Here is a 26,951-nt window from a genome sequence, read left to right on the forward strand (position 1 = left end):
GATGAATGATCATGTCAGCCCTTGACTCTTATGGTTGGGGCGAAAGGATTCGAACCTTCGACCCTCTGGTCTCAAAGATTAATTTGTAGTATTCGCTGATGCGTTTGACGTACGTGAAGCCAATAAAATCAAGCTTCGACGCAAATACGGTTCCCGCCGATGTGTTTTGACGCGCGGGTAACTATCGGAGGTAGGTAACTTGTAACGTTATACCTATTTGGGCATGATCTACAGATGGAACAGCGCATAAAAGGGCTCTTTTTGCTTGGATCGACCAAGAAGGATCTATGCCTATGCGGTTGGCACCCAAAGACACTGCCTATAGTGGTTAAAGTTTTTTCGGCGCAGGCGAATCCTGCATGGCGTAAAACTCATCGTAGGTCAGCGCGGTAACGCGAACTGCAACCCCCCGCGCCGAGGCGAACGCGGTCATTGGGTAAAACCGTCGGTTAAAGCGGAACACGAATTCGTTGAGGTAGGCAGGCAGGTGCTGCGCACTCACGCCGTGGTGCGTACCGAGCAGCCACGTCTTCAGATTGGAGAAGACCAGATGAATCATTGGCAGTGACTTCTTGACCTTCTCTATGTCGCTGTGCAGGACAACCGATTCGTGACCATACCCCATGGCTGCTAAGTTGCTGTAGCCGTGCCAGCCATGCCGACGTGGATCCGCGAATGCTAAGCTTCAAGCACACCTTGCAACTGTGGATCCACTGGCACGGGCTCGGATTGGCGCTCGACACCGAACTCTTTGGCCTCATCGCCCAGTCAAGGGTCGGACACCGGCCCGGCCGGGTCGAGACGCGACAGCGAAAACGAAGGCCCAAACCCTACCCGTGGTTGAAGAAGCATCTCGGCCTTGCTCGCGACGACATCCTCCTCGATGGGGGGGCGCAGCGGCCAAAGTAAGTGCCATTCGTTCTAAGGGGCATACCGGACGGTGTTCAAGATACCTTTGATTTTGCGCTGCATGGCTTTCAGAAAAAATCAATCATGACGGATGCTCCTCTTTGTTTAGTGTGGGTTTAACACTCCCACTTTGGCACAATCGATGTTGTTGGGGGTGGAGGCTTCCAATCCGCCATAAAGCCGCAATCCTAAAAGTGAGGGGCGCTGGGCGACCTTGCCGAGCGTGGCGGCAAGGTCGCCCCTGTGCGCAAGAAGATCAGTGATGCCGATCAGGTTGGGGCCTGAAGAAGCTGTTGTCTCTTGTGGCGACATGCGTGGAGGCCGAATTGGCCCGCTAGATCCTGTCGCCAGATAATTCCCAAAAAACACAGACGCGAACCGGTAAACGGGGGGCGGTCATGTTGCGGTTGGGCCAGTTCAAGTAGGTTTGAGTCGAGTAAAGGCTTCAAATCCATACGAGATGCCCACATTATTTAACGTGGATAGGCAGAATAAGATGGTAAGCCCATTACCGTCATACGATGAATATGCATTGCAAAGCGAAGATTATCTGTTAAAGGTGATTTGGAGTCATTGTTAATCATACTGAGTGATTTTCAATCTATAAAAATGTCTTTTTGGTACATTTAATCATTTTATATAAATGAAGTTTTTTATTGATAATGATTCATATTGAATACAATTAAATTCCGAACAATAATTGGCAATCTTGTTGAAAGTAAATCAATCATGCTGCCTATGGCAGTACTCAATCGGCCCCCTCAAGCAGCCAAATTAAATTGAATTGAATTAAATTGATTTTGATGTAACGCAATATAGTTTCCATAAGATCGACAAACGCATTGTGCCGTATGCCTCTTTAGAATTGGCTTTTAAGAAATGACTGTATGTTGTGATTCTAATAACATTACATTCTTTGATTATATTTTTGCAAATTACATTGCACTAGTTTAAGACTAAGAAGGAACTTTATATAAAAGCGTCAGACTAATTCTTCGATGCCTATGTGGCCAACGAAAATTGATAAAATTTCTTGGATTAATTATGTCAACGTCATCCAACATTGATTCAAATACCGATAAATCTTCTCCCGGAAACATTAATGAGCACACGTGTCATTATGAGCGAGCAATCGGGACAGTAGGTCATCCGAGGGAGATTTCGTCCGCGACAGTTACACAATACCGTGGTTATGTGAAGACGCTTCTTCGTAAGTATGCTAACGAGCACCCAGGAGGGAGCGTGCGAGACACGCCGCTTGTGGGGCTGGCCGAGATGTTACTTAGGATGGCACCGAATTTGCGTCCGAAGACTTTTATCAATTATCGCTGCGGCCTACTGTACGTGTTAAACATGTTTCCCGCGACGCAGACTATTCTTGATGCCACGCGTTTGTTGCGAGAGGGTGCGCCGGCTTCTGGTTATAAGGGCCACAAGCCCGGTCTAACCGCTAGTTTGTATAGCTCGAGATCCAGCCACTCACGGACTTTTAATAGGAGGGCGTTCGGAACATTGATGGCTGAGTTGAGTAGCCGACAGGGCCATGCTGCCGATCGGCGTAGGAATCATCGAGCGTCGCAATTGCTCATCTGGTTGCAAGCGGGACTTGCGACAGGTCTGCGTCCCGTGGAATGGGCTACGGCCTGCTGGGCCTCTGATAAGCACGAGGCGCTTTTCGTTCAAACCGCCAAAACTAAACGTAGTTACGCCCTTCCTTCGTTGTCAACGGCGCTAGCGCCTGAGAGGAGAACCCGTATCGTAAAGGTGGCTCCCGATGAGCGCTTTTGGGTCGATACGCAATTGGCGCTCATCCAGCGGCATTTACAGTCCGGGAAGTTGTTTTCTGCCTACTACAACAATAATCGCGTGTATCTTTGGTCATTGTGCCGGAGTGTTTTCGGCAAGAGCAGACCCCCATTTACCCTGTATTTGATGCGAGGCCAGTATGCGTCCAACCGGAAAAGAGCTGGGTTGACCTCAGAGGAAGTTGGTGTGGAAATAGGCTGCTCGGGCAATGTTGCGAGCACTTACTACGGCAAAAAGGTTCATGGGCATCGGTCAATAGTGACGCCTGTAAGAACCCAGAAGAGCAAACCCACCCCGCAAGCCGGGATGGATCGACGGCCACGTGATCGCTTTTAAATTTCCATTGAGACGATTATCACAAAGAGATTGAGCCGCCGCATTCCCCGCAAATAGTCCCTCTTGCCAATGATCCTGTAACTAAACCCCCAACGATTTCGCAAATGCTTTCACCCAATGCGCCGTAGACGCATCATGGTGGCTGGCCCTATTCTCTGCCGCATTATCCGCCGAGAGCTCTTTCATAATGCCCTTGGCCAGCACTTTCCCATACTCCACTCCCCATTGATCAAAGGGGTTAATGCCCCACACCACCGCCTGCACAAACACTTTGTGCTCGTACAAGGCCAGCAAAGATCCCAAGGTGTAGGGAGTAAGGCTGGGCAGCACGATCAGGTTGGAAGGGCGCCCGCCCGTATGCACACGATGCCGGGCCAGCCACCTGGCCCTATCCATAGGCATGCCTTCGGCCACGCACTCGTCTAACGCCGTTTCGTAGGTTTTACCGCGCAGCAGGGCCTCGCGCTGCGCCAGGCAATTGGCCAGCAGGCTTTTATGATGCTCCGGCCAGTCGTGCTCGGCTTCCTGGCACACGATGAAATCCACCGGCGCGCCGTCGCTGCCTTGATGCAGCCACTGAAAGAAGGTGTGCTGCGCATCGGTTCCCGGCATGCCCCATACGGCGGGGCCCGTAGGCACCGATGCGGGTTGGCCATCCAGGCCGGTCGATTTACCCAATGACTCCATTTCCAGCTGTTGAATGTAGGGCACCAGATTCGCCAGCCGGAAATCATAGGGCGCAATATTCAAAGACCCATAACCCAGCACGCTGCGGTTCACAATGCCGGCCATGGCCATCTGGATGGGGGCGTTTTCCGCGGCGGGTGCCTGCGCAAAGTGCGCATCCATCGCGGCCGCGCCGGCCAGCATGCCTGCCACGACTTCAGAACCCACTGCCAGCGACGTCGTCAGACTGACCGATGACCACACCGAAAAACGGCCTCCCACCCAATCCCATAGTTTGAAAATATGCGCGTCCGGCACTCCCCAGGCACGCGCGACTTCCGGCCTGGCGGTAATCGCCACCACTTGGCCCATGGGATTCGCCACGCCCGCAGCACGCAGCCATTCCACAGCCCGTTGGCCGTTTTGCAGCGTTTCGGCCGTGGTAAACGATTTTGAGGCCAGCACAATCAGAGTGTCGCGCGGATCCAGTCCGGCTAGCCCACCCGCAATGGCATGGCCATCGATATTGGCCACAAAGCGCACGTTGCGCCACATGCCCTGGTAGCCGAAGGCGCTGACGGCCAGCCTCACGCCCCAGTCGCTGCCGCCGATGCCGATGTGCACGATATTGCGCCAGCGGCGCTCGGAATCGGCCAGGCGTACGAATTCGTTCATGCGCCGCCGTTCGGCCGCGACTTCGTCAATGGGCGCCGGCTCGCGCAAGGCGGTATGCCAGGCGGCACGGTTCTCCGTGGCATTGGCGACCTGGCCGGCCAATAGCTGCGTGCGCAGGGAGTCGAAGTGCCGTGTGTTCAATAAAGCTTTGGCGCAGGCGCTCATCGCAGGAGACTGGCTCTGGCCGCTTAAATCCAGCTGCAGGCCCGCCGCCGTCACAAGCCGCAGATCGTTCACCCGAATAGACGCCGCCTTCGCCGCCGCCACAAAAGCCGCCCATTCGGGTAGCTGCGGCAAGGGCAGGGGAAGGGGCGGGTGATCGGATGTGGTGATTGGCATGTTGGCGTTTGCTTGAGTTTGGGGCAGCGGCCATTATCGCTGAAATGGCAGCCACAAGGGCGGCCACTATAAAGACGTGCTCGTAGATTCTGTAGGGCCAGCCCTTGTGGCTGGCATTTTTTTGCAAGCCAGGAATGGCACCCACAACGGCACCTACGAAACGCACCCGCCGCTAACGTAGTGGCAGCCCTCGTGGCTGCCATCTTGTTAAACTAAACCCCTTTCCCACCAAACCCCCACGCGCGCATTCTGAAAAAACCCATATGAAAATCCTCATCACCGGCGGGGCAGGTTTTATCGGCTCGGCGCTTATCCGTCACATTATTCGCGACACTCCAGATTCTGTTGTCAACGTCGACAAACTAACCTATGCCGGCAACCTGGAATCCCTGACCCAGGTCGCGAACAACCCACGCTACGCTTTCGAGCACATCGATATCTGCAACAGCCAGGAACTAGACCGGGTGTTTCGCCAACATCGGCCCGACGCGGTGATGCACTTGGCCGCCGAATCGCATGTCGATCGATCCATCGACGGCCCGGCCGAATTCATCCACACCAATATCGTAGGCACCTACACTTTGCTGCAAGCGGCGCGGGCGTATTGGCAGGATCTGGCAGACACACACAAAGCCGCCTTTCGCCTGCATCATATTTCCACCGACGAGGTGTTTGGCGACCTGGAGGGCCCCGCGGCGCTATTCACCGAAACCACCGCGTATGCCCCCAGCTCGCCATATTCGGCCAGCAAGGCCAGTTCCGACCATCTGGTGCGCGCCTGGCATCGCACCTACGGGCTGCCTACCTTAATCACCAACTGCTCAAACAACTACGGCCCGTATCATTTTCCTGAAAAGCTGATCCCGTTGATGATACTGAATGCGCTGGAAGGCAAGCCCTTGCCGGTGTATGGCCAGGGGCAGCAGGTGCGCGATTGGCTATATGTGGAAGACCACGCGCGGGCGCTGTATGCGGTGATGTCCAAAGGCAAGGTAAGTGAAACCTACAATATCGGCGGCCATAACGAGAAGAAGAATATCGATGTGGTTCAGACGCTATGCGCTTTGCTGGAAGAGCTGGCCCCCAACAAACCTGCAGGGGTTGCCCACTACAGCGACCTGATCACCTACGTAAAAGACCGCCCGGGGCATGATCTGCGGTACGCGATCGATGCAAGCAAAATTCAAAAAGAACTAGGCTGGACGCCGCAAGAAACTTTTGACACCGGGATCCGCAAAACTGTGCAATGGTATCTGGATAACCAGGAATGGTGCCGCCGCGTGCAAGATGGAAGCTATAGACGGGAACGGCTGGGTGCGGAAATTTAAACTACCGAGTCGTTTTTTTTTGTTGGGTTGAGGGTTAAAAATGGCACCCACGAGGGGTGCCGCTACAACACGTACCCATGAGTCTTGTAGCGGCACCCCTTGTGGGTGCCATCATGTTATTTTTGACTTCAGTCTACCAATCGGCTGAGCGCAAGCCTAAATGCTCTACGAATGGTTCGAAGTCCCGGTCGCTGAACAAGAGCGCAAAATCACTTTCAATGCATCGGGTTGCAATGAGCGTATCCATGGTTTTTCTTACCGTTACACCATGTGTTCGCAAAATCCGGAAATTGCGTGCCGCCTGAATGGCAATGTGTTGTCCGCCCAACTCCACCACCGCCAAGGAAGTCAGGAGTGTGCGCGCCTGGTTAAAGTCTCGATCGCTATTGAACCCCTGAAGCACCTCGGCCAGGACCAAGTCGCCCACTGCCAAGGGCTCGCTTCCCAATAAAGCGTCCAGTCTGTCGGTTTGTGGTGTAGCGGTACCTCGAAAGAAGTCGATCCAGACGCTGGAATCTACCAAAATCATTTGTCGAGCCTCATCGCGTCAAGGTCGCCCTGCCAGTTAAGCTTGCCGCGGAAACGCCGGATTTCTTCCTGCTGGCGCAAGCGCAACAATGTACGCAAGCCCAATTCGACGGCCTCTCGCTTTGTCCTCAACCCGGTCAAGCGCAATGCATCTTCCATTAACGTATCGTCGATCACAATATTTGTGCGCATAATGTGTATCCTAATTATGTTTAATACACATTATAGCGGGTCGCCAAGCCGCTGACCAACGGTAAGCCATGTCAACGATTTTGGCAGCCACAAGGGCTGCCACTACATAGTGACGGGCACGTTTTTAGATACCGTCCTGGATGGCCAAGGCTGTTGTAGCGGCACCCCTTGTGGGTGTCACAATCGCCCCAATCAATACACCCCCCAAATGCCGAACCATGATGGCCTCACCTGGATCCGGCAACCATGGTTCGGCCTTGTGCTGTGAGGCGATATTTTTGCAAACGGCTGTTGGGCTTATCGGGGAGTGTCATCTCAATCAGCTTCTGATCCAGCAGTCGACGAATCTGTTTGTGCAGCTCCCCCGAAACCGTTTTGTGGCCCAGCGCTTCGGCCAGTAAAGCCTTACCCGCCTCAGCCTCCGCAAGCAAAGTAATGACCCTAGCCGCCAGTTTCGACTCTAGCCGTGACTCTAGCCGTGACTCTAGCCGTGACTCTAGCTCAGGCTCGTATTGGGGGGCGACTTGTTCCAATACCATCGGTTTGGCCAGGAAAACGGTTAGCCGCAAGCGCATGCCTATTTCCGTAATATCAGGCGTCGGCAATCCCAGCGCTTCTGCTTCGCTAAAAATCCGGCGCACGCCACTACCCCATTGTTCGATCAGGTTTAGTTCGCGAAAGACGCGAGCAATGACACGGTTGCGTAGCCGTGACACACCTTGCCTCATGTCTTCAATAGTCATGCCCGGCAGCAGGATGCCGGGGCTTTCCACTTCGATACGGTCATCGTAAAAGGCAACACGGATTGGAGCGCCTGTTTGTGAATAGTCAGTGTGCACCAAGGCATTGATGATGGCCTCGCGTAGCATCACGAGGGGGATGCTCCACACGTCCTTGCGGCGGATCTCTGAAATTTCCGCACCGCGCATAGCGTGCTTTTTTAAAAAGCCCATTACCTCTTCCACGGCAAGCGGCAGATGAGTATTAATTTCGATATGGTCGAAGATATGAGTTTTGTCTTTGCCCAGAAAACGCCCGCACTGTATCCATGCATCTGGAAAGTATCTTTGGCGATTCTTCCCAAACAGTAACAGGGCGCCTTTCGTGGGCACCAGCCGGCCCTGCTCTCGGGTTAGCAGCCGAAGCGTGAGCAGTTCCTGCTCTGTCAGAGTACGCTGAGCTGAAAATAGCTTGGAAGCAGCAGCCAGGTCCAAATCATTTGTGCTGAGCTCCGTCATGGGTAGCTCATCGAACACGATACCTTCGGCGGAACGGCGCAGCTCGGCAATTAATTCTCGATCTGCCCGACGATTGCTGGAGCCTAGCCGTACGTATACGCCTTGGGTGTCACCTTCGGACTTTAGGTAGTGTGGGCGCAGGCCGCTAGAGAAAACTTCAACCATTAGAAGATTGCTATTCTGATAGGTAATCATCTCGATATTGGGCACCAGGCGCGGAGCAATGGAATCCGCGATCAAACTTCCCAGTCGCTCCTCTTCGTTAAGCGGATCTGCTATGCCAGGTATCTGGCGATTGTCGGCCATACCAATAACCAATCGCCCGCCCGCTGTATTGGCGAAAGCGATAAGTGTTTTCAGCACATTTTTAGGCGACGAAAGGTCGCGTTTGAATTCCAGCGTTTTTCCTTCAGCCAAACGCAACAACACGTCTAGAGGCTCGATCATCTCAGTCCTCGTGCAGATAACGCGGCATAACGTTGCCGATAAACTCGGTGAGCAAGTTGACTGTGGTCATTGGCGATCCTTCCAGTTGATACGGACTTGCATGGGCTCACCTCTGGCGGTCTGATCAGTTCGCTGGCGGCTTGTTGTCAAAATACGAAACCCTATGGTCTTTGAAATGGGCTCGGCCTGATTGTGTTTGCGCCGCAACTCAATAATGCCATCCCGTATGCATGGTGATTTAAGCCGCCATGCTGTCGTTAACGAAATTACGCACTTTTCGACGATAGCCATGATTGCAATACATAGTTCAGGTAGGCGACGCCTTCATCTATGGTCATAGGGTTTGTGGGCGGCCGGGCAAGTTCCTTGCCGTGGCGTGCAGAATCACCCGCCACAGTGACAGAATTGGCTGAATGCTTGAAGCGACTCAAGTCTTGTACTGAACCCCACCCACGCGTTTTGAGTCTGTGCTCACCCCCTGTATCTGCCTCTATCACTTCGTGAATTCGGTACATACTAACCCAGGACTTGTGGTCGGGTGCTGCAAACAGTCTCATTACTTTTGCGACTGCAGCGTCGGCGGCGGCAAGTTGAGCGATTGCGACTGTCCTTGGTGGGGGAATTGGCCTAGTGATGGTGTTCCCATGGTGGTCGATGCTCGTGATTGTGACCTCATCGACTTCATCGTGGACGTGTAATGTCTCGGAGATGTAGATAAAGGCATCCTTTCCGCCGGAAGCGTTTTTCTTATACACGCCGCCTGTGCGGAGTGGTTCGGGTGAGTTTCGCGTAACTTTTAGTACGCCAGAGAGAACATGTAGTTCTTCGTTTGCAAGCTTTAACACCTGGTCGGGCTGGTCGTAACCTTCAAAGGTATCGGACTCGTAGAGGAAGCTGGCATCGCGTTCATCTTTAACGATTCTACGAGGAGTCGATACAAAATATTGAGCAAGATGCTCTAAATCGGATCCCCATCCGTAAATCTGAACCTGCCATGGATTCGCTATCATGTTTGTATGACCTCTACCCTCACTTGTGGGCAGAAACGGCCCGAGACTCGAAAACTATACGTGGAGGACGCTAGAAGTTCAACAAATACTGCGCGGCTTTGATCCGTCGACAACGTAAAAACTGAGCGTGGACACGGCGAAGGGATTCAGCAGTAAGGCTGGCATCACAATAGGGCGCCCGAAAATTCCACAAGACACAGAACCTCATGCGAAAATACCCCGTTCGATCACCGCCACCAGCAAAAACATAGCCAATGAGCCTGATTCTTACTAAAGTTATTTCGCAAGCTTTACTATTGCCGCTGAATTTTCTGATTCTGCTGGTGATCAGTTATTTCCTGCTCAAAGGCAAATACAAAAAATCCGGCCAGATGCTTTTTGCGCTCAGCATCGCCGCACTGTCTGTTTTAAGTATGCCGGTAGTTTCTGATAAGCTGGTTCAATCGCTTGAAATTTATCCCGCCATACAGGGCTCTGAAACCCATGGTGCCCAAGCAATGGTGGTTTTGGGAGGCGGAATCAATCTTGACCAGCCTGAATACCAGGCAAGTTCGTTAAGCCCCGAAGGGCTACAGCGAGTCACTTACGCGGCTTACCTATATCAGAAAACCCATCTTCCGATCTTGGTTACAGGAGGCAGCCCCTTTGGCGGGGAAGCAGAAGCAGACGTCATGCAACGTGAGTTGACGCAGATTTTCAACGTTCCGGTCAAATGGGTCGAATCGAAGTCGGACAATACAATGCAAAACGCGCAGATGTCGTGGGGGTTGGTTCATAAAGAGGGGATCACCCAAATTCTTCTAATTACCCACGCTTGGCATATGCGGCGGGCAAAGACGAGTTTCGAGCGCGCGGGGTTTACCGTGATTCCGGCTCCGACCGTTTTCCAGAACGTACCGCGTAATTCCGTGTTGAAGTTTATTCCGCAAGCGCGCGCGTTAAACAAATCAAACATCGCTCTTCACGAATGGATCGGAATCGCCTGGTATAAATTATCAGGCAGTTAAAAGCTGGCTGAGAGTGTCTGAAATTTTGTGTTCGGGCCTATTATTATCTTCAAGGAGAAGAGCCATGGCACGAGAACAGAAGAAAGAACCGATTGGGATCGTCAATGGACGGGCGCAATGGCTTTGGTTCGCGGGGTAATGGCGGCTTCGATTAAGCGTTCGTCAATGTTGAGCGTATCTTCTCTAATATCGACGAACACGGGTACACCGTTCATCCCCTTAATTTGCGGGTCTCGTCCGCTACGGTCACCAAATATTCCCGATACTGGCATTTGGGCATCTGCTGTACCAAGGCGTCAAATTTGGCCAGGCTTAAAAAGCCGCGCACCAGCGCCGCCTCTTCCGGGCAACCGATTTTTATTCCCTGGCGGCGCTCGATGGCTTCTATATAGGACGATGCTTCTTGCAAAGAGGTGCTTGTGCCGGCATCTAGCCACGCAAAACCGCGGCTTAAGCGATGCACCTGCAACTGCCCCTGTTCCATATAGGCCCGATTGATATCCGTAATTTCTAGCTCGCCGCGAGCGGAAGGGTGGAGAGATTTTGCGATTTCAAGAACGCGATTGTCGTAGATATAAATACCCGGTACGGCAAAATTGCTGCGCGGAGCGGCCGGCTTTTCTTCAATCGATAGCGCCTTGCCATCACGGTCAAACTCCACCACCCCGTAACGCTCCGGGTCTTTGACTCGGTACGCGAAAATGGTGGCGCCACCCTGAAACTCGGCCATGGATCGGGGGAAGTCGTCGCCGCCCGAGAAAATGTTGTCGCCCAGCATTAGCACGACATTGTCGTTGCCGACAAAGTCTTCGGCAATTAAAAACGCTTGGCCGATGCCTTCGGGACGAGCCTGTTCACGATACTGAATAGAGACGCCCCAGTGAGCGCCGTCGCCCAGTAGTTGCTGGAACCGTGGAAGGTCAAGAGGAGTGGAGATTAGACAAATCTCACGCACACCCGCCGCTATCAAGATAGTGAGCGGGTAGTAAATCATGGGCTTGTCGAAAACCGCTTGCAACTGTTTGCTGGAAACCTGTGTAAGCGGATAGAGGCGAGAGCCGCTGCCGCCGGCGAGAATGATAGCTTTCAAGGGTGCTTCCTGTTTTTAAGCCGAAGCTTTATTTTGTACATTTCATAAAACAATGAGTATAAGGAGTCCACGCTTGGTGTCGAATTTCCAGTCGGAGCAGTCGAAGGCCTGGCTTGATATCGGCTCGTAATCTGCGGTATCGGTATATTTTGTTCTAGCTCATTAGGGATTAGAAGCGGGCAATGGGGTTTTGCGATTAGTCCCCAAGCATGATCTATGTATAGTCAGCAAACAGTTGCTTGGTTTAAGCGCCTCAGACGCAAGTTACATTACATTTATAGCTTGGGCGCCATCAAGATGATGAATCAGGTCTAGCGCAAGCACTATATCAAAGACTGGTACTGGGAATCCAGTTTTCAACGTAACCGCTTTCTATTCAGTGCCCTGGTTCGGTATTATATTTCTATTGGTCATAATATTTTAACTTAAAATAAAAAGCAGTAATATTTGGCTAATGTTGTGGTGCATACTACCGATTGAGGCGTTTATTGCTAGTTAAATCCATTCAAGCTAGCATTTTTAATCCGCAACGCGTTACGGCGGACATGCTCCAGCAATTGGCTACTACGGATGCGGGGTTTCCCTGAAAAACGTTAAAGCTAGACATGCGAACATTGGAACGGTGATTCACGTGGGCCGGCGGTTATAGGATTCCATACTGTTTATGGAAGCAGGGATGCAACAAATAGGAGTCGACGCGATGTTGCGCCTACGACGGTGCTGCCATTTTAAATGATTTGGACACTACAATGTGAATGGCCCAGTTTTTTAGAAAAAATAGCCGCGAAAATTACCTGTTGTTATTAATCGAGAAAGTGTTATGGGCGATAAGCCGATTTATGTTACTCAGCCCTATCTTCCACCTCTGGAAGAGTTTATGCCTTACTTGGAGCAAATCTGGGCTAGCAAAATTCTTACTAACAGTGGACCCATGCACCAGCAACTGGAACAGGCTCTGTGCGATTATCTTGGCGTTGAACATATTTCTTTATTTAACAACGGGACCATTGCGCTCCTCACCGCCTTGCAGGCATTGCGTATAACTGGTGAAGTAATTACTACACCCTATTCTTTCGTTGCTACTACTCATTCGTTGTTGTGGAATGGGATAAAACCTGTTTTTGTAGATATTGATTCGAGGACTCTCAACCTTGATCCAGCAAAAATTGAAGCTGCTATTACCCCGCAAACAACCGCCATTATGCCAGTGCACTGCTACGGGCATCCGTGTGAAGTCGAAGCCATCCAGAAAATTGCGGATAACTACAATTTGCGGGTAATTTACGATGCTGCTCATGCGTTTGGAGTACAGGATGACAATGGAAGCATACTGAGACATGGCGATTTAAGTGTATTGAGCTTTCATGCAACGAAAGTGTTTAATACGTTTGAAGGCGGAGCTATCATTTGCCCGGATGAGAAAACGAAAATACGAATAGACCAACTCAAGAATTTTGGCCATGTTGGTGAAACTAATGTAGTTGCCCCAGGTATTAATGGGAAAATGAGCGAATTTAATGCTGCATTGGGGCTTTTGCAACTGAAGCATGTAGATTATGCCATTGACTGTCGCAAAGAAATCGACTCGCGCTATCGTGAACTGTTAGCTGGTATAAAAGGCATACATTGCTTGAATGATGCTGGCGAAAAACGGGCGAACTATGCATATTTTCCTATTCTCGTGGATGAGAACTACTCGATTACTCGAGACGGTTTATATCAAAAACTGAAAGATCATGGAATCCACCCTCGGCGATATTTTTACCCACTAATCTCAGGTTTTTCTATGTATCGTGGCTTACCTTCTGCGCAGCACGGCAATTTAGTGGCTGCCGCCGTCGCCGCATGTCAAGTTCTTTGCCTGCCAATTTATCCAGGCCTTGCTACATCGCTTATAGAAGAGATTGCTTGTTTGATTAAGGCGTAATAGAGATGAGTAGTCAGGTACAAACAAATTACTTTTCCTTGAGGCCCGAATGAAACTGGCCATCATGCAGCCGTATTTCCTACCTTATATTGGGTATTTTCAGCTAATCGCAGCTGTTGACCTATTCATTGTGTACGACAACATTAAATACACAAAGAAAGGTTGGATTAATCGTAATCGAATGTTGCGCGATGGGAAAGATGTGGTATTTTCACTGCCATTAAAGAATGATTCAGATTACTTAGATGTATGCGCACGAGAATTGGCAGCAAGCTTTGATCGTACAAAATTACTTAAGCAACTAGAGGGTGCATATTCTCGTGCACCTCACTTTACCCGCACACGTTCGCTTCTCGAAGAAATTATGTTGTATCAGGATGCCAACCTGTTTCGTTATTTACACCATTCTATTATAAAAGTATGTGAGCATTTGGGAATCAAAACTGAAATAAAAATTTCTTCGGATATCGATATTGACCACAGTTTGAAAGGTCAAGATAAGGTCATAGCTCTGTGTGATGCTATCGGCGCGAGTGGATATATTAATGCAATTGGTGGCATAGAGCTCTATTCGAAGGAAGCTTTTCGAGACAGGGGCATTGATTTGGCATTTCTTCAAACAAACCCGATTAATTACACACAGTTAGATAATACATTTGTCCCCTGGCTTTCAATTATCGATGTGATAATGTTTAATTCTCCGGAAGAGATAGGCCGTATTTTAACTAACTATAAGTTGATTTAAATAATGTTTAAGTGGAAAAAGCTTGGTAGGGTTTTCTCACCGCTAGATGTGGAAGGGCGCAGTTGGCTGAAAGAGTTCGCGCAAGCGCCAGCCGTGTTGATATTCGATGATTTTGTCCGTGTCTATTTCTCGTGTCGCCCTCCAGCCGATAAAAATGGTCAGTACGTGAGTTACTCCGCTTATGTTGATTTGGATCGGTCAAATCTATTCCAAGTGCGTCGCGTGAGCGATCGGCCTATCCTAGACCTTGGAGGGTTGGGCGAGTTTGACGAATTTGGCACCTATCCGGTCTCGGTGATTCGTCATGTGGACGAGGTGCGCGCCTACTATGCGGGTTGGACTCGCTGCGAATCCGTCCCTTTCAACGTGGCAATCGGTATGGCGATAAGTCAGGATGGTGGGATATCTTTTTCAAAAATTGGAAAAGGGCCAGTTCTATCGTACTCACCGGACGAACCGTTTGTACTTAGCGGGCCAAAGGTTCGGTATTTCAATGGTAGTTGGTACTTGTGGTACATAGCAGGACGTAAATGGAAGATTGTCGATGGCCGACCTGAGCCAGTTTATAAGATTCGCATGGCGTCGTCCACGGATGGAATTCATTGGACTAAGCTTAACAAAGACCTAATTGAGAGTCGTGTGGAAGAGGATGAGGCGCAAGCAAGTCCTGATGTTTTTTACGCTAACGGTAAATATCACATGTTTTTTAGTTATCGCTATAGTGGCCATTATCGAAGCAAGAAATATGGGTATCGGATTGGTTATGCTTCAAGTACCAATTTGATTAATTGGGTACGTAACGATTCTAAAGTGGGTATTGATGTGTCCGAAGACGGGTGGGACGCCGAGATGATCAGCTACCCTCACGTGTTTGAATTGGACGGAAAAACTTATATGGCCTATCTTGGCAATGAGGTTGGGCGGTATGGTTTTGGTCTCGCCGAGCTGGACGGGGAACTCGAATAAGGTGTGAAGCTATGAAATGGAAAAAGCTCGGCAAAATATTCGACCCTACTCAGCACAAGCTGCCAAATGACTGCCATTTGTTTGCGCAAGGGCCGCAAGCGCTAGTATTACGTGATTTCGTTCGTATCTATTTCTCGACACGTGCGGTAGACAAAGCCAATGGGAAATATATTAGCCATATTGCTTTTGTTGACATGCGAAAAAATCTACATGATGTACTTCGTGTGTCTGAAAAGACAGTCGTACCGCTTGGTGAGTTAGGTTGCTTCGATGAACATGGCATATTTCCCATGAATGTCATGCAGCATGGTGACGCTGTATACGGCTACACCTGTGGTTGGAATCGTCGAGTTTCGGTATCGGTTGACACCGCGATAGGATTAGTGATCAGCCATGATAACGGTCTTACCTTTCAACGGACCGGTGATGGCCCGGTTATGGCTGCGTCGCCACACGAGCCTTGTTTGGTCGGTGACGGCTTTGTGAAGGTTATTGGTGGTCAGTTCCATATGTGGTATATCTTTGGAACTGGGTGGAAGCGCTTTGCGCAGGATACGCCACCAGACCGGACCTATAAGATAGGGCACGCTGTTTCCGCCGACGGGATCAATTGGATTAAAGAAGAGGCACGGCAAATTATTCCAGATCGGTTGGGAGTAGATGAAAGCCAAGCATTGCCGACAGTAGTCGAGATTGACGGTAGCTATCATTTGTTTTTTTGTTATCGCTACTCATCTGACTTTCGTACTAATAAAAATCGAGGCTATCGTATCGGCCACGCCTGGTCGGACGACCTGGTGAAGTGGACGCGGGATGATGATACTTTCCTTCTTGATGTGACTGCCGGTGGCTGGGATTCGGATATGGTGTGCTATCCACACGTGTTCAAGTGTGATGGCGACGTGTACATGTTATACAACGGTAATGAGTTTGGTCGGTATGGTTTCGGACTTGCAGTATTAGAACGATGACTGCCGCACTCCAATTCATATCCAATTTGGCTACTGCTGATCAGATTGCGGACCATCTGAAACGTTGTGATGCACGCTTTATTCCGTCGTTGAGCATTCGGGTAAACATTGATGATTATGCCAAGAAGATAGTGAGCAAAGCTACTCGATTCGAAGCCTACTCTGGCGGTAGTTTGGTCGGCGTAGTGGCAGTCTATGCTAACCAAGCAGGCGGGGTGGCATATATTACCAACGTTAGCGTGCTACAAGCATGGTCAGGCATCGGAGTTGCTACTAGATTGATGGATCTATGCATCGCGCATGCCAAAGCAGCACATATTCAGCGAATATGTCTAGAGGTCGGGGCAGGAAATGCGTCGGCTTTGAGATTTTACGAGAGAATAGGATTTACAAGAGATCAATTGAAGGACGGCTCCGTCTTCATGCATTTTTGTTTATAAAGTGAAAAACATGGCTAATGAACGAGACTATAACGTAGAAATTAAAGACGCTGAGGATCATAGGTACGCTTATGGCTTTGACTTTGACGTAATGCATCCCTACATGATCAAATCATTCGCGCCATTTTTCAATAAAGGCAGCTTACTTGAATTAGGGAGCTTCAAAGGTGCTTTCACAAATCGGTTTATACCTTATTCCGACGACATTACGTGTGTCGAAGCGTCTGGTGTTGCCATGGCGGAAGCGAAACAAAAACTAGGTAATAAAGTAAATTTCATCAATGCTCTCTTCGAAGATGTTAATTTGCCGAAACGCTATGACAATATCGTATTGACCCATGTGCTGGAACACTTGGATGATCCTATTCGGGTACTGAAACGCATAAATGATGAGTGGTTAGCCGCCAATGGTCGACTGTTTTTAGTATGCCCAAATGCCAATGCCCCTTCTAGGCAGATTGCGGTAAAAATGGGCTTAATCACTCATAACTCGGCGGTCACTTCTGCCGAGAAAGAGCATGGGCACCGTTGTACATATACCCTTGATACCTTAGAAAGGGATGCTGTTGCTTCTGGATTACGGGTTGTTCATCGCTCGGGGATTTTTTTTAAGGCCTTGGCCAATTTTCAATGGGATCGCTTATTGCAGACAGACATCGTCTCCGATGATTATCTGGAAGGGTGCTATAAGCTCGGACAGCAATACCCAGATCTATGTTCAAGTATTTTCTTAATGTGTGAGGCAGGGAGTGGAAAATGACGATAGTTACCCGGCAATGACGTAAATCGGTTTGGGCTTTCTGAGCACTTTTTAGCCTCATTGGTCTGAGCGCAATTGGTGTAATCAGAACCCTTGGTGGAGGCAACTAAGATGTCGGCGAAGGGTGGTGACCAGTTACCGGTTGGGATATTGAGCGTTCGGAATGAGAATAGTAAAAAATACAGATATAGATATTTCAGAATCAAAGGGCAGCGAGCGCTTATTGCTCATTTTTTGTGCCGTCAGCACTACGTTTATTTTGGGTTGGTTGCTGAAATACAGCCGCTATGGGTTTGATTTTACGGATGAAGGTTATTATCTCGTCTGGATTTCCAATCCGTTCATGTATGGCTGGTCTACCACGCAATTCGGATTTTTATATCACCCACTTTACTGGCTACTGAATGGGAATATTGCGGCGCTGAGGCAGGTCAATATACTTATTACCTTTTGCTTGGCCTGGTTCTTAGTCTACGTTCTTTTTAAGAAGCTTGCGCCCAGTGGCTCATCGAAAGCACAGCGCTTAATCTTATCGGCAGGCTTTGCGACAGCCTCGTTAGTTTTCGTTGTCCCGTGGCTGCCTACGCCAAGCTACAACAGTCTTGCTCTACAGGCCTTGTTAGTGGTGGGGACGGGCTTATTATTGGCAGAATCTACCGCAACTCGTTCAAGTGTCGTGGGATGGATAGTGATTGGTGTTGGAGGTTGGCTTGGCTTTATGGCCAAACCCAGTACTGCGGCTGCGCTCGGCGTTTGTGTCGGCTTATATGCGCTGTTAGCTGGGAAATTAAACGCACGCCTGGCTTTTCTTTCATTGGTGTCAGCTTTCCTGCTGCTGGTGTTAAGCGCATTTATTATCGATGGGTCGATTGCTGGATTCATTGCCCGTTTGAAAATGGGGGCTGAACTTGCAGCACTTTCGGGTGCCGGCTACTCATTTGATCAGATAATGAGAGTAGATGACTTTCAATTAACTAGTTCAGAAAGGCCATTTTTGATTTTCATGGCTGTCTTTTCCTTTTTTGCCGCCTATTTCTTGGGTATGGCACGCCAGTCAATCAGGATTGTGGGGTTTGCGCTCTCATCTGTGCTTTTTATTGCAGTGATTGTTTTTGTCCTAGGTGTGAAGCCTACAAGCCTCCACTTTGGCCAATTTTCTGGTCTGACGTTTTGGGCTGTCCCGTTTTCGGCGCTAGCGCTCGCATTGCTATCGTCTCGGCAAAAGCTATTTTCTGATGTCCCGGTGTCACACTGGGTGCTTGCATTGGCGTTTCTTGTGTTTCCCTATGTCTACGTATTCGGCAGCAACGGAAATTATTGGCAATGGGCTAGCCCCGCCGCCATATTTTGGGTGCTTTTGGGCTTGATTGTGATTGCGTCCCTCGTGCCAAATAAAATAACATTTGCGATGCTTGTTCCGCTGGTTGGGGCCACTCAAGTTATTGTTACCTTGTTGCTGCAAGCAGGTTTCAACGCGCCATACCGGCAACCGCAGGCGCTACGATTAAATAGCCATCTTATTGACGTGGGAATGCCGGACTCGTTTCTTATGTTTTCCGAAGGGTATGCCAACTATATTAATGATGCGATCGAATCGGCGAAGCTAGGCGGCTTCGTCTCGGGAACTCCAGTTATTGATTTCACCGGCCAGTCGCCGGGGCTTTTATATGCTTTACGTGCGATAAACGTTGGATACCCTTGGATAGCGGGTGGATACCCTGGTAGTGCTAACGTTGCGAAGAGAGTGTTGCGTCATCTTCCTTGCGCAAAAGTTGTGGATGCGTGGTTGTTATTGGAGCCCAATGGGCCGCGCGCTATTTCTACAGATTTGCTTGACGATTTTGGGGTTTCTGTGCCGACGCACTATAAAGTCGTGGCGACATGGAAGACAGCAAAGGGTGCGGGAGGTTACCCGGAGCAACGTATTCAACAACTAGCCAAGCCAATTGGGCCAAGAGAGGTCGCTTTGCAGGCTTGTGACGCCGTACGAGGACACGGACGATGAACTGGCCTAACAACAGGATGAGTTACATCCGCACTGTTCCGTTGGCTATTGTGTGTGCGCTTCTATGCGCGACAATTTCTGTTGTCCTATGGGAAGCGAATCGTGGGCTTGCAATATTGGGCGATGAGGGCACTTATTTTTTAGCTGCGCGTTACCCAAGCGAAATCCAACAGAATGTATCGGCTGTTTTTTCATTCACAGGTGCTATGTTTCGTCTTGTGGATTATGACCCAGCTCTTTTTAGAGCATTGGGAGTGGTGTTGGTCCTCTTTTCTTCTTTTGTTTTCTATATTGGCTTCCTGAAGATAGTGACTGCGCTGTACCCTACAGCAATAAATATTAAATTTCTAAAATTTTATTCACTATTCTTTATAGCCACGGGCGGCATTTTACATTATCAATGGTCCTATCTTACGCCTAGCTATTACACTTTAACGGCCATTACCCTGAATCTGTTCTGCGGATTAGTTCTTTTGGGCTTGGTGTATTTGGAAGAAAAAAAGCTGACACTCGCGTATTTAGTGAGTGTTGCGGCTGGGTTCGTTTTCGGGTATACCCTTTTTTTTAAATTTACGACTGCCATGCCTTTGTTTTTTATGGCGATGATCCTAAGCTTGCTATGGAATAGGGTTGATTTCCCGCTACGAAGGCGATTCCTAATTGCTATGTTGCTCGGGTTTTTATTTTGGCTTGCTTTCTATTTTATTTTTGAACAAGCGCCCGTGCAGACATTTGAAATGTTTAAAGAGGGATGGCGTCTTTATCAAACACTTACTCTGCTTTATGATCCCGTAAAAAGGCTGTTAGCATACCTTGTGGATCTTTGGGTCTTACTTTATACCGCCATATTTTATTATTGGCCGTGTTATTTAATTCTTGTTTCAGGAGTATTGATTAAATACCGCTATAGAGAATTTAAAGACCCCGCTAAGCTATATACGTTTTCGTTTTCGTTTTCGTTATTGTTGACTTGGCTCGTTGTAATTGTCGCTTTGGTTGTGTCTTGGCATGACGGTGTGTTCGTTGATGTGTCTGATCGGCTGAAATCATTCCCGATCAATGGCCGAACCTTGTCTTATTTGGGATTTGAGCTTGGGTGGCTCTTGTTGCTAGGTGCCGTATATGTCTTTAATTCACCTCAAAGGAAATCCAAGGGCAACAATTTCACACATACTGGCCTACTGTGCTTGTTCTTGTTTTTAGCACCTATTGCGGGTTCGCTGGGAACCTCGAACCCTCTTTATAATGTCATCTCGTTTTATGCGGTTCCATGGTTTGGTGTCATCTATCTTTTGCTCATTTTACTGACCCTACATTATGGCAAAAGCTCAGCCTTGCTTGTCTTTGTGGTTGTGACAATGTGCGCATATATTTCCAGCCAAGTGATTCAAGGTAGTGTTTATCAGCCCGCGCAAATAAAACCTAGAACCTTATTCGAGCAGTCGATTGCTACATCCGTTGGTGATCCACCCTTCACGCTGATGCTTGATCGTGAAACGCATAATGTCATCCAGCAGCTTTCACTGGCTGCCAGGGCTAATGGATTTGTACCGGGCGGCGATATCATCGGCTTTGATCGGGTAGCGGGCCTTGTTTATGCCATGGGTGGCCGGTCTCCCGGGCATCCGGTCTTTCCATGTTGTTTTAGCGCAAGCTACAATAAGTACAGCGAAATAGCACTGAAGTTTTCGGATCTAGCTAGGCTGAAAAAAGCATTCATTTTGCTGGATGTGAAGCCCGGAGATCCGATTCCGGCCATATTGGCCAGCGCGGGTATTCACTTTCCTGACGATTATCGGCTAGTGGGAAGGGTGCAAGGCGTCGGGCATGTATTCTTGCTATATCGGCCAGTTAAAATGTAATTCGCGGGCCACTTTAGCGTCCCCAAAAATTAACGATGTTTTTTGCTTGACAGGATGACCAGATGAAAATTTCCTTTGTGATCCCTGTATATCACAACGAAGGTGCTATTTCCAAAACTCATGAAAAGATAAAATCAATATTTTCAACAGAGTTGGATCAGCACGAGTACGAAATTATTTTCGTGGATGATGGCTCGACAGATGGCTCGTTGCGTGAAATATTAGACGTTAGGGACACTGACGTGCACGTAAAGGCGGTAACGTTCACTAGAAATTTCGGTCAAATGGCCGCCATGCTAGCGGGCTTCAAAGAAGCCTCGGGAGATGCCATCATCAATATTTCTGCAGACTTGCAGGACCCAGTTGAGCTGATCCCGGAGATGGTGCAAAAATGGCAAGCTGGTTCGGAAATCGTCATTTGCCACCGGTCGGGGAGGGAGGACTCCCTCTTTTCGAAGCTTTACTCTTGGCTAGCTTATGGTGTGTTGCGCTTGGCGCTTCCTCAAATTCCGCCCGGGGGGTTCGATTTTGTACTGATGGATCGAAAAGTAATGGACGCGTTTAATTCCATTGATGTGCGGCATAGGTTTTTTCAGGGAGATTTGCTCTGGACTGGCTATCGAACCAGCTTTATTCCTTATGTCAGGCTGAAGCGAGAAATTGGAAAATCTCAGTATAACTTTTCCAAAAAGTTAAAAAATTTTTTGGATGCGGTTTTGGATGCGTCCAACTTGCCGATACGGCTCATTTCATTACTTGGGGTAGTAACGTCCTTTCTTGGCGTACTTTATAGTGCAAGCATCGTTTTCAGCTGGATGCGCGGTGAAACGCCATTCGCGGGGTGGGCTCCAATTATGATTGCGATTTTATTGGTGGGCGGCCTTATTATGGTGATGCTTGGGGTCATAGGTGAATATGTTTGGCGTATAAATGAAGAGGTACGGAAGCGTCCGAACTATGTTATCAGGGACAAGTTCTAATTGCTTATATGCTCATTGGGAAATTTTTTGAAAAATATTAGAATTGAATTCTCAAAGTTCACGATAGTAGGCGGTGTGAATTTTGTTTTTACGTTTGTTCTTTTTTATTTTTGCCTTCGAATTATTAAAATAAATTATCTTGTGGCGATAGTGCTTGTTTCGTTAGCCGGAATGGTTCTAACCTATTATCTTAATCATGTCTGGGTTTTTAAGCCCGAGCAAGAAGTTAGGTTTAAGGCACGATTTTTTAAATATGTCGTAGCTGGGTTTTCGTCAATTGGCCTGAATGTTGTTTTGTTGCATTATGTTGTAGTGGAAGTGGGGTTTGATCCATTTTTTGGCCAATTAGCGCTTATACCATTGATAGTTATATTTAATTTTTCGACCGCAAAATTCTGGTCTTTACGTAGCGGTTCGAGCTAAGAGCGTGATTTTGGTAGGACACCATCACAAGGGCATTATGATAAAGTTTGTTAAACTACGGCATTCAGGTCAAATCATTTTCTAATCTCAGCTGTTAACTTTCAATGAAAAATTTCGCTCTTATCGGCGCTGCTGGTTATATTGCTCCGCGCCACATGCAAGCCATCAAGGCTACTGGTAACGACCTGGTCGCGGCCATGGATCCCAACGATTCTGTGGGCATTATAGACAGTCACTTTCCCGATGCCGACTTCTTCACCGAGTTTGAACGCTTTGACCGCCACATCGACAAGTTGCGCCGCGCCAAGCATAGCAAGCGTATCGATTACATTTCCATTTGCTCACCCAATTATCTTCACGATTCGCACATGCGTTTTGGGTTGCGTTCGGGTGCTGATGTCATCTGCGAAAAGCCTCTGGTACTCAACCCGTGGAATATTGACGGTTTGCAGGAAATCGAACGCGATACGGGCAAAAAGGTCAACACCATTTTGCAGTTGCGTGTTCATCCGTCAATAGTGGCCTTGCGCGAAAAGGTTCGGAACTCGCCGCGCACGACGAAGCACGAGGTTGACCTAAGCTACATTACCTCGCGAGGCCACTGGTACTTGCAGTCCTGGAAGGGCGATTTAAAGAAGTCGGGCGGGATTGCTACCAATATTGGCGTGCATTTCTTTGACATGCTGCACTTTATCTTCGGCGAGCTGCAAGACAATGTAGTGCATTATTCGTCCGATACCAAAGCTGCCGGTTATCTCGAATACGAAAATGCGCGTGCGCGCTGGTTCCTGTCCGTTGACGTAGCTGATGTGCCCGACGCCCAACGTGCGGCTGGGCAGCGTACCTATCGGTCGATTACCGTAGATAACGAGGAAATCGAGTTCTCAGGCGGATTCACTGATTTACACACTCGTACCTATGAAGAGATTCTTGCGGGCCGCGGATATGGTCTAGAGGCTAACCGCACAGCCATTACGGCAGTCGCTACCATCCGCAATGCACAGCCGATAGGGTTGAAGGGTGATTATCATCCGTTCTTAAAGCGTGTCAGCAAATAACAGACGGAGTATTGGCTTGAGCTATTACCAGCACCCAAGCGCTATTGTCGATGATGGCGCTCAGATCGGGGAAGGTTCTCGTGTGTGGCATTTCGTTCATATATGTGGTGGTGCACGCATTGGTAAAGGCGTGTCTATGGGGCAGAACGTATTTATCGGCAATAAGGTTGTAATTGGCGATCATTGCAAAATCCAGAATAATGTGTCGGTTTACGACAATGTTACCCTGGGAGAGGGCGTATTCTGTGGCCCTAGTATGGTATTTACAAACGTTTATAACCCGCGTTCTTTGGTTGAGCGCAAAAACGAGTATCGCGATACCTTGGTGAAAAAGGGGGCGACCTTGGGGGCCAACTGCACTATTGTTTGTGGCGTGACTGTTGGCGAGTTCGCCTTTGTGGGTGCAGGGGCAGTGGTGAATGAGGATGTGCCCAACTACGCGCTAATGGTTGGCGTGCCAGCTAGGCAAATCGGCTGGATGAGCGAGTTTGGAGAGCGGTTGGATCTACCATTAGCAGGCTCGGGTAATGGGGTGTGTCCGGCTACTGGTACGCTATATGAGCTTGTAGACGGATTATGTCGCCGCGCCAGCAATTAAAGCTATTGCGCGGAAACAGCTTTGTTCGATCTGTTGGGGTGCTGGCCGGCGGCACTGCATTTGCTCAGGCAATTATGGTTCTCATTTTGCCAATTGTTACCCGTTTGTACACTCCAAGCGACTTTAGCATCTTGGCTGTATACGTGTCGTTGGCAGGAATTATTTCTGTTGCGGCGTGCTTGCGCTTGGACATAGCAATTCCAATGCCGAAATGTGAAGTCGATGCGATCAATTTGTTAGCTCTGTCTTTGTTGCTTGCTGGATTGATATCGGTGATTGTTGCTATACCTGTCGTTATTGCACCGAAGCAGATCGCGAATCTATTGGGGCAACCAAAAATTAGACCATACTTGTGGCTGTTGCCGATTGGGATATTTCTGGCGGGTAGCTATAGTGCATTGCAGTTCTGGGCTACACGGCAGAAGAACTTCACGATTATCGCGAGAACGCGTATGTCTCAAGCACTTGCCGCCGCCTCAGCCCAGATAGGCATGGGTTTGGCTGGCTTCTCACCACTAGGATTAATCGTTGGCCAAGTGCTTAACAATGGCATGGGTGTAGCCGGCCTTGGTCGAAAAATAGTATCCAATGATAAGGAGCTTCTGAAGGCGATTAGTCTTTCTGAAATGCGCCGCATGTTTAGTCGGTACGACAGATTTCCTAAATATTCAGCCATGGAAGCGTTAGCTAATAGCGCCGGGGTTCAGTTGCCGATGATCTTAATTGCCTCTGTTGCCATAGGTCCCGAGGCGGGATTTTTGGCATTGGCTATGCAGGTTATGCAGGCTCCTATGGCCCTTATTGGCAACGCTATCTCACAGGTCTATTTGTCAAAAGCTCCCGATGAGCGGCGGATGGGTTCATTAGGAAGTTTTACCACTACTATTCTCGGCGGGCTGTTAAAAACAGGAGTCGGCCCCTTGATTTTTGCGGGTATCGTTGCGCCCGACGTATTCGCTGTGGTATTTGGAGCTGAGTGGCATCGGGCTGGCGTATTGGTGGCGTGGATGACGCCTTGGTTTATTGTACAGTTTCTAGCGTCACCAATATCTATGGCATTGCACGTTGCTGATAGACAAGCAACTGCTCTCGTTTTGCAAATATTTGGTTTTTTTGTGCGGCTGATATCTGTGCTTTTAGCTGTTTATTTTTTTAAGGCATTTATTGCTGAAACGTATGCGGTGTCGGGTGTTATTTTTTACTCAGTATACCTTGCAATAGTGCTTCGCTCAGTTTCGGTTCGATGGACGGATCTGGCCCTTCAGCTGAGACGCAGTGGAATATATATTATTGGTTGGTGCATATTGGGCCTTTTATGTCAGTTGGCCATAAATGTTGTTATCCGGATAAGTTAGGGATAACACTGGTAATGGTATGCTGGTATGGATATGAAATTGAGCATTTCGAGTTTACCCACGCTTTGTGAGTGATTTTGGATGTCTTTGTTTTATTTTAATGAAAAATCTTTATAGTTAAAACTATGCAATTTATCGATTTGAAAAAGCAATATCAATTATTGCGTGAACCGATTAACGCTCGCATCCAAAAAGTCTTGGACCATGGTCAATACATTATGGGACCTGAAGTCCAAGAGTTAGAAGCGGTATTATCCGGCTACACTGGCGCCAAGCACTGTATTACAGTCGCATCTGGTACCGAGGCTCTCCTAATGTCTCTGATGGCCTTAGGCGTCGGTGCCGGTGATGAGGTAATTACGACGTCGTTTACCTTCGTTGCGACTGCTGAGGTCATAGTGCTTTTGGGCGCTATTCCTGTGTTCGTTGATGTGGAACCGGACACATGCAACATAGATGTTTCACAGCTAGAAGAAAAAATTACCCCGCGTACGAAAGCGATCATGCCGGTGTCCCTTTACGGGCAGTGCGGTGATATGGATGAAGTAAATGCCATTGCGTCTAAGTACAGGATTCCCGTAGTCGAAGATGCTGCTCAAAGCTTTGGCGCCACATATAAGGGACGGCTAAGCTGCAATTTATCGACTTTAGGGTGCACCAGCTTTTTCCCAAGTAAACCGTTGGGCTGTTATGGGGACGGGGGTGCCGTATTTACGAACGACGATGGTCTTGCACAGTCTCTGCGGGAAATTCGAGTCCATGGCCAGTCTTCACGATACTATCATACGCGGGTGGGTGTGGGTGGGCGGATGGATACCCTGCAATGCGCTGTCGTCTTGGGGAAATTTGAGCGTTTCCATTGGGAGATTGAGCAGCGAATAAAAATTGGTGCCCGCTATAAAAATATGCTGACAAAACTGTCGGGCCGTCTTGAAACAGTTGCTGTGCGACCAGATCGGACAAGTGTATGGGCGCAATTTACGGTAATGGTTCCCGATCGTGATGCGGTCATTAGGAAATTGAAAGACGCCGGTATCCCAACGGCAATCCATTATCCACGCCCCATTCATTCACAGCCTGCGTATGCGCATTTGCACGAAGCCGGGGTTGCCCCTGTGTCGAGTGATTTAGCTGCACGGGTATTCAGTCTGCCGATGCATCCGTATTTGGATGGCGAAATGCAGGATAGCATCGTCCATGCGTTGGGACAGGCGGTCGCATAAGTATGTTTGCTGAAAATGACTTGTCATTGCATTGAAACGTTGAAGTTTAACTGCGAGTTTGTAGATG

24 protein-coding genes and 2 pseudogenes are annotated in these 26,951 nt (G+C 48.9%); 17 read left to right on the plus strand and 9 right to left on the minus strand.

What is annotated here, in order from left to right; all coding sequences use genetic code 11:
• Window positions 1–328: 328 nt before the first annotated feature.
• Window positions 329–652: pseudogene (locus EDC26_RS07815) on the minus strand (transposase); the annotation flags it as partial.
• Window positions 653–675: 23 nt separating this feature from the next.
• Here EDC26_RS07815 and EDC26_RS07820 point away from each other — a divergent pair.
• Window positions 676–909 (plus strand): hypothetical protein, encoded by a 234-nt coding sequence (locus EDC26_RS07820; protein ID WP_132581213.1) that lies wholly within the window; start codon window positions 676–678, stop codon window positions 907–909.
• Between the two features lie 105 nt (window positions 910–1,014).
• Here EDC26_RS07820 and EDC26_RS07825 read toward each other — a convergent pair whose 3' ends face one another.
• A complete protein-coding gene (locus EDC26_RS07825; protein WP_132581215.1) occupies window positions 1,015–1,221 on the minus strand; it encodes a hypothetical protein in 207 nt (68 codons plus the stop codon).
• 1,911 nt (window positions 1,222–3,132) lie between these two features.
• Window positions 3,133–4,731 carry a glucose-6-phosphate isomerase gene (gene pgi / locus EDC26_RS07830; protein ID WP_132581217.1) on the minus strand — a complete coding sequence of 533 codons (1,599 nt, stop codon included), beginning with the start codon at window positions 4,729–4,731 and terminating at the stop codon, window positions 3,133–3,135.
• Between the two features lie 263 nt (window positions 4,732–4,994).
• Here pgi and rfbB point away from each other — a divergent pair, with 263 nt between their 5' ends.
• A complete protein-coding gene (rfbB, locus tag EDC26_RS07835) occupies window positions 4,995–6,059 on the plus strand; it encodes a dTDP-glucose 4,6-dehydratase (RefSeq protein WP_132581219.1) in 1,065 nt (354 codons plus the stop codon).
• 133 nt (window positions 6,060–6,192) lie between these two features.
• Here the strand turns inward: rfbB and vapC are convergent, their stop codons facing one another.
• The 4 genes from vapC to EDC26_RS07855 all read right to left on the minus strand — a co-directional run bounded on the left by vapC (window position 6,193) and on the right by EDC26_RS07855 (window position 9,474).
• On the minus strand, window positions 6,193–6,588 hold the full coding sequence (gene vapC, locus EDC26_RS07840; RefSeq protein ID WP_132581221.1) for a type II toxin-antitoxin system VapC family toxin: 396 nt from the start codon (window positions 6,586–6,588) through the stop codon (window positions 6,193–6,195).
• Window positions 6,585–6,779 carry a type II toxin-antitoxin system VapB family antitoxin gene (locus EDC26_RS07845; RefSeq protein ID WP_132581223.1) on the minus strand — a complete coding sequence of 65 codons (195 nt, stop codon included), beginning with the start codon at window positions 6,777–6,779 and terminating at the stop codon, window positions 6,585–6,587. The genes vapC and EDC26_RS07845 overlap by 4 nt, the downstream gene beginning before the upstream one ends.
• A gap of 227 nt (window positions 6,780–7,006) precedes the next feature.
• Window positions 7,007–8,464: an AlbA family DNA-binding domain-containing protein gene (locus tag EDC26_RS07850; RefSeq protein WP_132581225.1), complete on the minus strand. Its 1,458-nt coding sequence runs from the start codon at window positions 8,462–8,464 to the stop codon at window positions 7,007–7,009.
• Between the two features lie 266 nt (window positions 8,465–8,730).
• Entirely contained in the window at window positions 8,731–9,474 is a 744-nt protein-coding gene (locus EDC26_RS07855; RefSeq protein WP_132581227.1) for a hypothetical protein, read from the minus strand.
• 254 nt (window positions 9,475–9,728) lie between these two features.
• Here EDC26_RS07855 and EDC26_RS07865 point away from each other — a divergent pair, with 254 nt between their 5' ends.
• Window positions 9,729–10,481 carry a YdcF family protein gene (locus EDC26_RS07865; RefSeq protein WP_132581231.1) on the plus strand — a complete coding sequence of 251 codons (753 nt, stop codon included), beginning with the start codon at window positions 9,729–9,731 and terminating at the stop codon, window positions 10,479–10,481.
• Between the two features lie 104 nt (window positions 10,482–10,585).
• Here EDC26_RS07865 and EDC26_RS07870 read toward each other — a convergent pair.
• Window positions 10,586–10,690 (minus strand): annotated as a pseudogene (locus EDC26_RS07870) (DegT/DnrJ/EryC1/StrS family aminotransferase); the annotation flags it as partial.
• Between the two features lie 2 nt (window positions 10,691–10,692).
• Entirely contained in the window at window positions 10,693–11,571 is an 879-nt protein-coding gene (gene rfbA, locus EDC26_RS07875; protein ID WP_132581233.1) for a glucose-1-phosphate thymidylyltransferase RfbA, read from the minus strand.
• An 820-nt stretch (window positions 11,572–12,391) separates the two neighbouring features.
• On the opposite strand from rfbA, the gene EDC26_RS07880 reads away from it, so the two are divergent.
• The 14 genes from EDC26_RS07880 to EDC26_RS07945 all read left to right on the plus strand — a co-directional run bounded on the left by EDC26_RS07880 (window position 12,392) and on the right by EDC26_RS07945 (window position 26,884).
• Window positions 12,392–13,498: a DegT/DnrJ/EryC1/StrS family aminotransferase gene (locus tag EDC26_RS07880; protein WP_132581235.1), complete on the plus strand. Its 1,107-nt coding sequence runs from the start codon at window positions 12,392–12,394 to the stop codon at window positions 13,496–13,498.
• Between the two features lie 49 nt (window positions 13,499–13,547).
• Window positions 13,548–14,243, plus strand: coding sequence for a WbqC family protein (locus EDC26_RS07885; RefSeq protein WP_132581237.1), 696 nt, complete (start codon window positions 13,548–13,550; stop codon window positions 14,241–14,243).
• Window positions 14,244–14,246: 3 nt separating this feature from the next.
• Window positions 14,247–15,209, plus strand: coding sequence for a glycoside hydrolase family protein (locus EDC26_RS07890; protein ID WP_132581239.1), 963 nt, complete (start codon window positions 14,247–14,249; stop codon window positions 15,207–15,209).
• An 11-nt stretch (window positions 15,210–15,220) separates the two neighbouring features.
• Window positions 15,221–16,180: a glycoside hydrolase family protein gene (locus tag EDC26_RS07895; RefSeq protein WP_132581241.1), complete on the plus strand. Its 960-nt coding sequence runs from the start codon at window positions 15,221–15,223 to the stop codon at window positions 16,178–16,180.
• Window positions 16,177–16,620 (plus strand): GNAT family N-acetyltransferase, encoded by a 444-nt coding sequence (locus EDC26_RS07900; protein ID WP_132581243.1) that lies wholly within the window; start codon window positions 16,177–16,179, stop codon window positions 16,618–16,620. Before EDC26_RS07895 ends, EDC26_RS07900 begins: the two co-directional genes overlap by 4 nt.
• Before the next feature lie 10 nt (window positions 16,621–16,630).
• Window positions 16,631–17,380, plus strand: a complete 750-nt coding sequence (locus tag EDC26_RS07905) for a class I SAM-dependent methyltransferase (RefSeq protein ID WP_132581245.1) — start codon at window positions 16,631–16,633, stop codon at window positions 17,378–17,380.
• A 163-nt stretch (window positions 17,381–17,543) separates the two neighbouring features.
• Window positions 17,544–19,385 carry a hypothetical protein gene (locus tag EDC26_RS07910; protein WP_132581247.1) on the plus strand — a complete coding sequence of 614 codons (1,842 nt, stop codon included), beginning with the start codon at window positions 17,544–17,546 and terminating at the stop codon, window positions 19,383–19,385.
• On the plus strand, window positions 19,382–21,247 hold the full coding sequence (locus EDC26_RS07915; protein WP_132581249.1) for a hypothetical protein: 1,866 nt from the start codon (window positions 19,382–19,384) through the stop codon (window positions 21,245–21,247). Before EDC26_RS07910 ends, EDC26_RS07915 begins: the two co-directional genes overlap by 4 nt.
• A gap of 62 nt (window positions 21,248–21,309) precedes the next feature.
• Window positions 21,310–22,227: a glycosyltransferase family 2 protein gene (locus EDC26_RS07920; RefSeq protein WP_132581251.1), complete on the plus strand. Its 918-nt coding sequence runs from the start codon at window positions 21,310–21,312 to the stop codon at window positions 22,225–22,227.
• Between the two features lie 27 nt (window positions 22,228–22,254).
• On the plus strand, window positions 22,255–22,650 hold the full coding sequence (locus EDC26_RS20575) for a GtrA family protein (RefSeq protein WP_165930955.1): 396 nt from the start codon (window positions 22,255–22,257) through the stop codon (window positions 22,648–22,650).
• Between the two features lie 104 nt (window positions 22,651–22,754).
• On the plus strand, window positions 22,755–23,708 hold the full coding sequence (locus EDC26_RS07930) for a Gfo/Idh/MocA family protein (protein ID WP_132581255.1): 954 nt from the start codon (window positions 22,755–22,757) through the stop codon (window positions 23,706–23,708).
• A gap of 16 nt (window positions 23,709–23,724) precedes the next feature.
• A complete protein-coding gene (gene wbpD, locus EDC26_RS07935; protein WP_132581257.1) occupies window positions 23,725–24,306 on the plus strand; it encodes a UDP-2-acetamido-3-amino-2,3-dideoxy-D-glucuronate N-acetyltransferase in 582 nt (193 codons plus the stop codon).
• Window positions 24,285–25,661: an oligosaccharide flippase family protein gene (locus tag EDC26_RS07940; RefSeq protein ID WP_132581259.1), complete on the plus strand. Its 1,377-nt coding sequence runs from the start codon at window positions 24,285–24,287 to the stop codon at window positions 25,659–25,661. The genes wbpD and EDC26_RS07940 overlap by 22 nt, the downstream gene beginning before the upstream one ends.
• Window positions 25,662–25,786: 125 nt before the next feature.
• Window positions 25,787–26,884, plus strand: a complete 1,098-nt coding sequence (locus EDC26_RS07945; RefSeq protein ID WP_132581261.1) for a DegT/DnrJ/EryC1/StrS family aminotransferase — start codon at window positions 25,787–25,789, stop codon at window positions 26,882–26,884.
• Window positions 26,885–26,951: the final 67 nt, after the last annotated feature.

Source organism: Paralcaligenes ureilyticus, from assembly GCF_004346225.1.
GTDB classification, from domain to species: Bacteria; Pseudomonadota; Gammaproteobacteria; order Burkholderiales; family Burkholderiaceae_B; genus Paralcaligenes; species Paralcaligenes ureilyticus.

Bases quoted from the DNA above. Each gene is read 5' to 3' on its own strand.
- EDC26_RS07820 (WP_132581213.1), top strand. From the start codon at position 676: ATGCTAAGCTTCAAGCACACCTTGCAACTGTGGATCCACTGGCACGGG.
- EDC26_RS07825 (WP_132581215.1), bottom strand. From the start codon at position 1,221: ATGTCGCCACAAGAGACAACAGCTTCTTCAGGCCCCAACCTGATCGGC.
- pgi (WP_132581217.1), bottom strand. From the start codon at position 4,731: ATGCCAATCACCACATCCGATCACCCGCCCCTTCCCCTGCCCTTGCCG.
- rfbB (WP_132581219.1), top strand. From the start codon at position 4,995: ATGAAAATCCTCATCACCGGCGGGGCAGGTTTTATCGGCTCGGCGCTT.
- vapC (WP_132581221.1), bottom strand. From the start codon at position 6,588: ATGATTTTGGTAGATTCCAGCGTCTGGATCGACTTCTTTCGAGGTACC.
- EDC26_RS07845 (WP_132581223.1), bottom strand. From the start codon at position 6,779: ATGCGCACAAATATTGTGATCGACGATACGTTAATGGAAGATGCATTG.
- EDC26_RS07850 (WP_132581225.1), bottom strand. From the start codon at position 8,464: ATGATCGAGCCTCTAGACGTGTTGTTGCGTTTGGCTGAAGGAAAAACG.
- EDC26_RS07855 (WP_132581227.1), bottom strand. From the start codon at position 9,474: ATGATAGCGAATCCATGGCAGGTTCAGATTTACGGATGGGGATCCGAT.
- EDC26_RS07865 (WP_132581231.1), top strand. From the start codon at position 9,729: ATGAGCCTGATTCTTACTAAAGTTATTTCGCAAGCTTTACTATTGCCG.
- EDC26_RS07880 (WP_132581235.1), top strand. From the start codon at position 12,392: ATGGGCGATAAGCCGATTTATGTTACTCAGCCCTATCTTCCACCTCTG.
- EDC26_RS07885 (WP_132581237.1), top strand. From the start codon at position 13,548: ATGAAACTGGCCATCATGCAGCCGTATTTCCTACCTTATATTGGGTAT.
- EDC26_RS07890 (WP_132581239.1), top strand. From the start codon at position 14,247: ATGTTTAAGTGGAAAAAGCTTGGTAGGGTTTTCTCACCGCTAGATGTG.
- EDC26_RS07895 (WP_132581241.1), top strand. From the start codon at position 15,221: ATGAAATGGAAAAAGCTCGGCAAAATATTCGACCCTACTCAGCACAAG.
- EDC26_RS07900 (WP_132581243.1), top strand. From the start codon at position 16,177: ATGACTGCCGCACTCCAATTCATATCCAATTTGGCTACTGCTGATCAG.
- EDC26_RS07905 (WP_132581245.1), top strand. From the start codon at position 16,631: ATGGCTAATGAACGAGACTATAACGTAGAAATTAAAGACGCTGAGGAT.
- EDC26_RS07910 (WP_132581247.1), top strand. From the start codon at position 17,544: ATGAGAATAGTAAAAAATACAGATATAGATATTTCAGAATCAAAGGGC.
- EDC26_RS07915 (WP_132581249.1), top strand. From the start codon at position 19,382: ATGAACTGGCCTAACAACAGGATGAGTTACATCCGCACTGTTCCGTTG.
- EDC26_RS07920 (WP_132581251.1), top strand. From the start codon at position 21,310: ATGAAAATTTCCTTTGTGATCCCTGTATATCACAACGAAGGTGCTATT.
- EDC26_RS07930 (WP_132581255.1), top strand. From the start codon at position 22,755: ATGAAAAATTTCGCTCTTATCGGCGCTGCTGGTTATATTGCTCCGCGC.
- EDC26_RS07940 (WP_132581259.1), top strand. From the start codon at position 24,285: ATGTCGCCGCGCCAGCAATTAAAGCTATTGCGCGGAAACAGCTTTGTT.
- EDC26_RS07945 (WP_132581261.1), top strand. From the start codon at position 25,787: ATGCAATTTATCGATTTGAAAAAGCAATATCAATTATTGCGTGAACCG.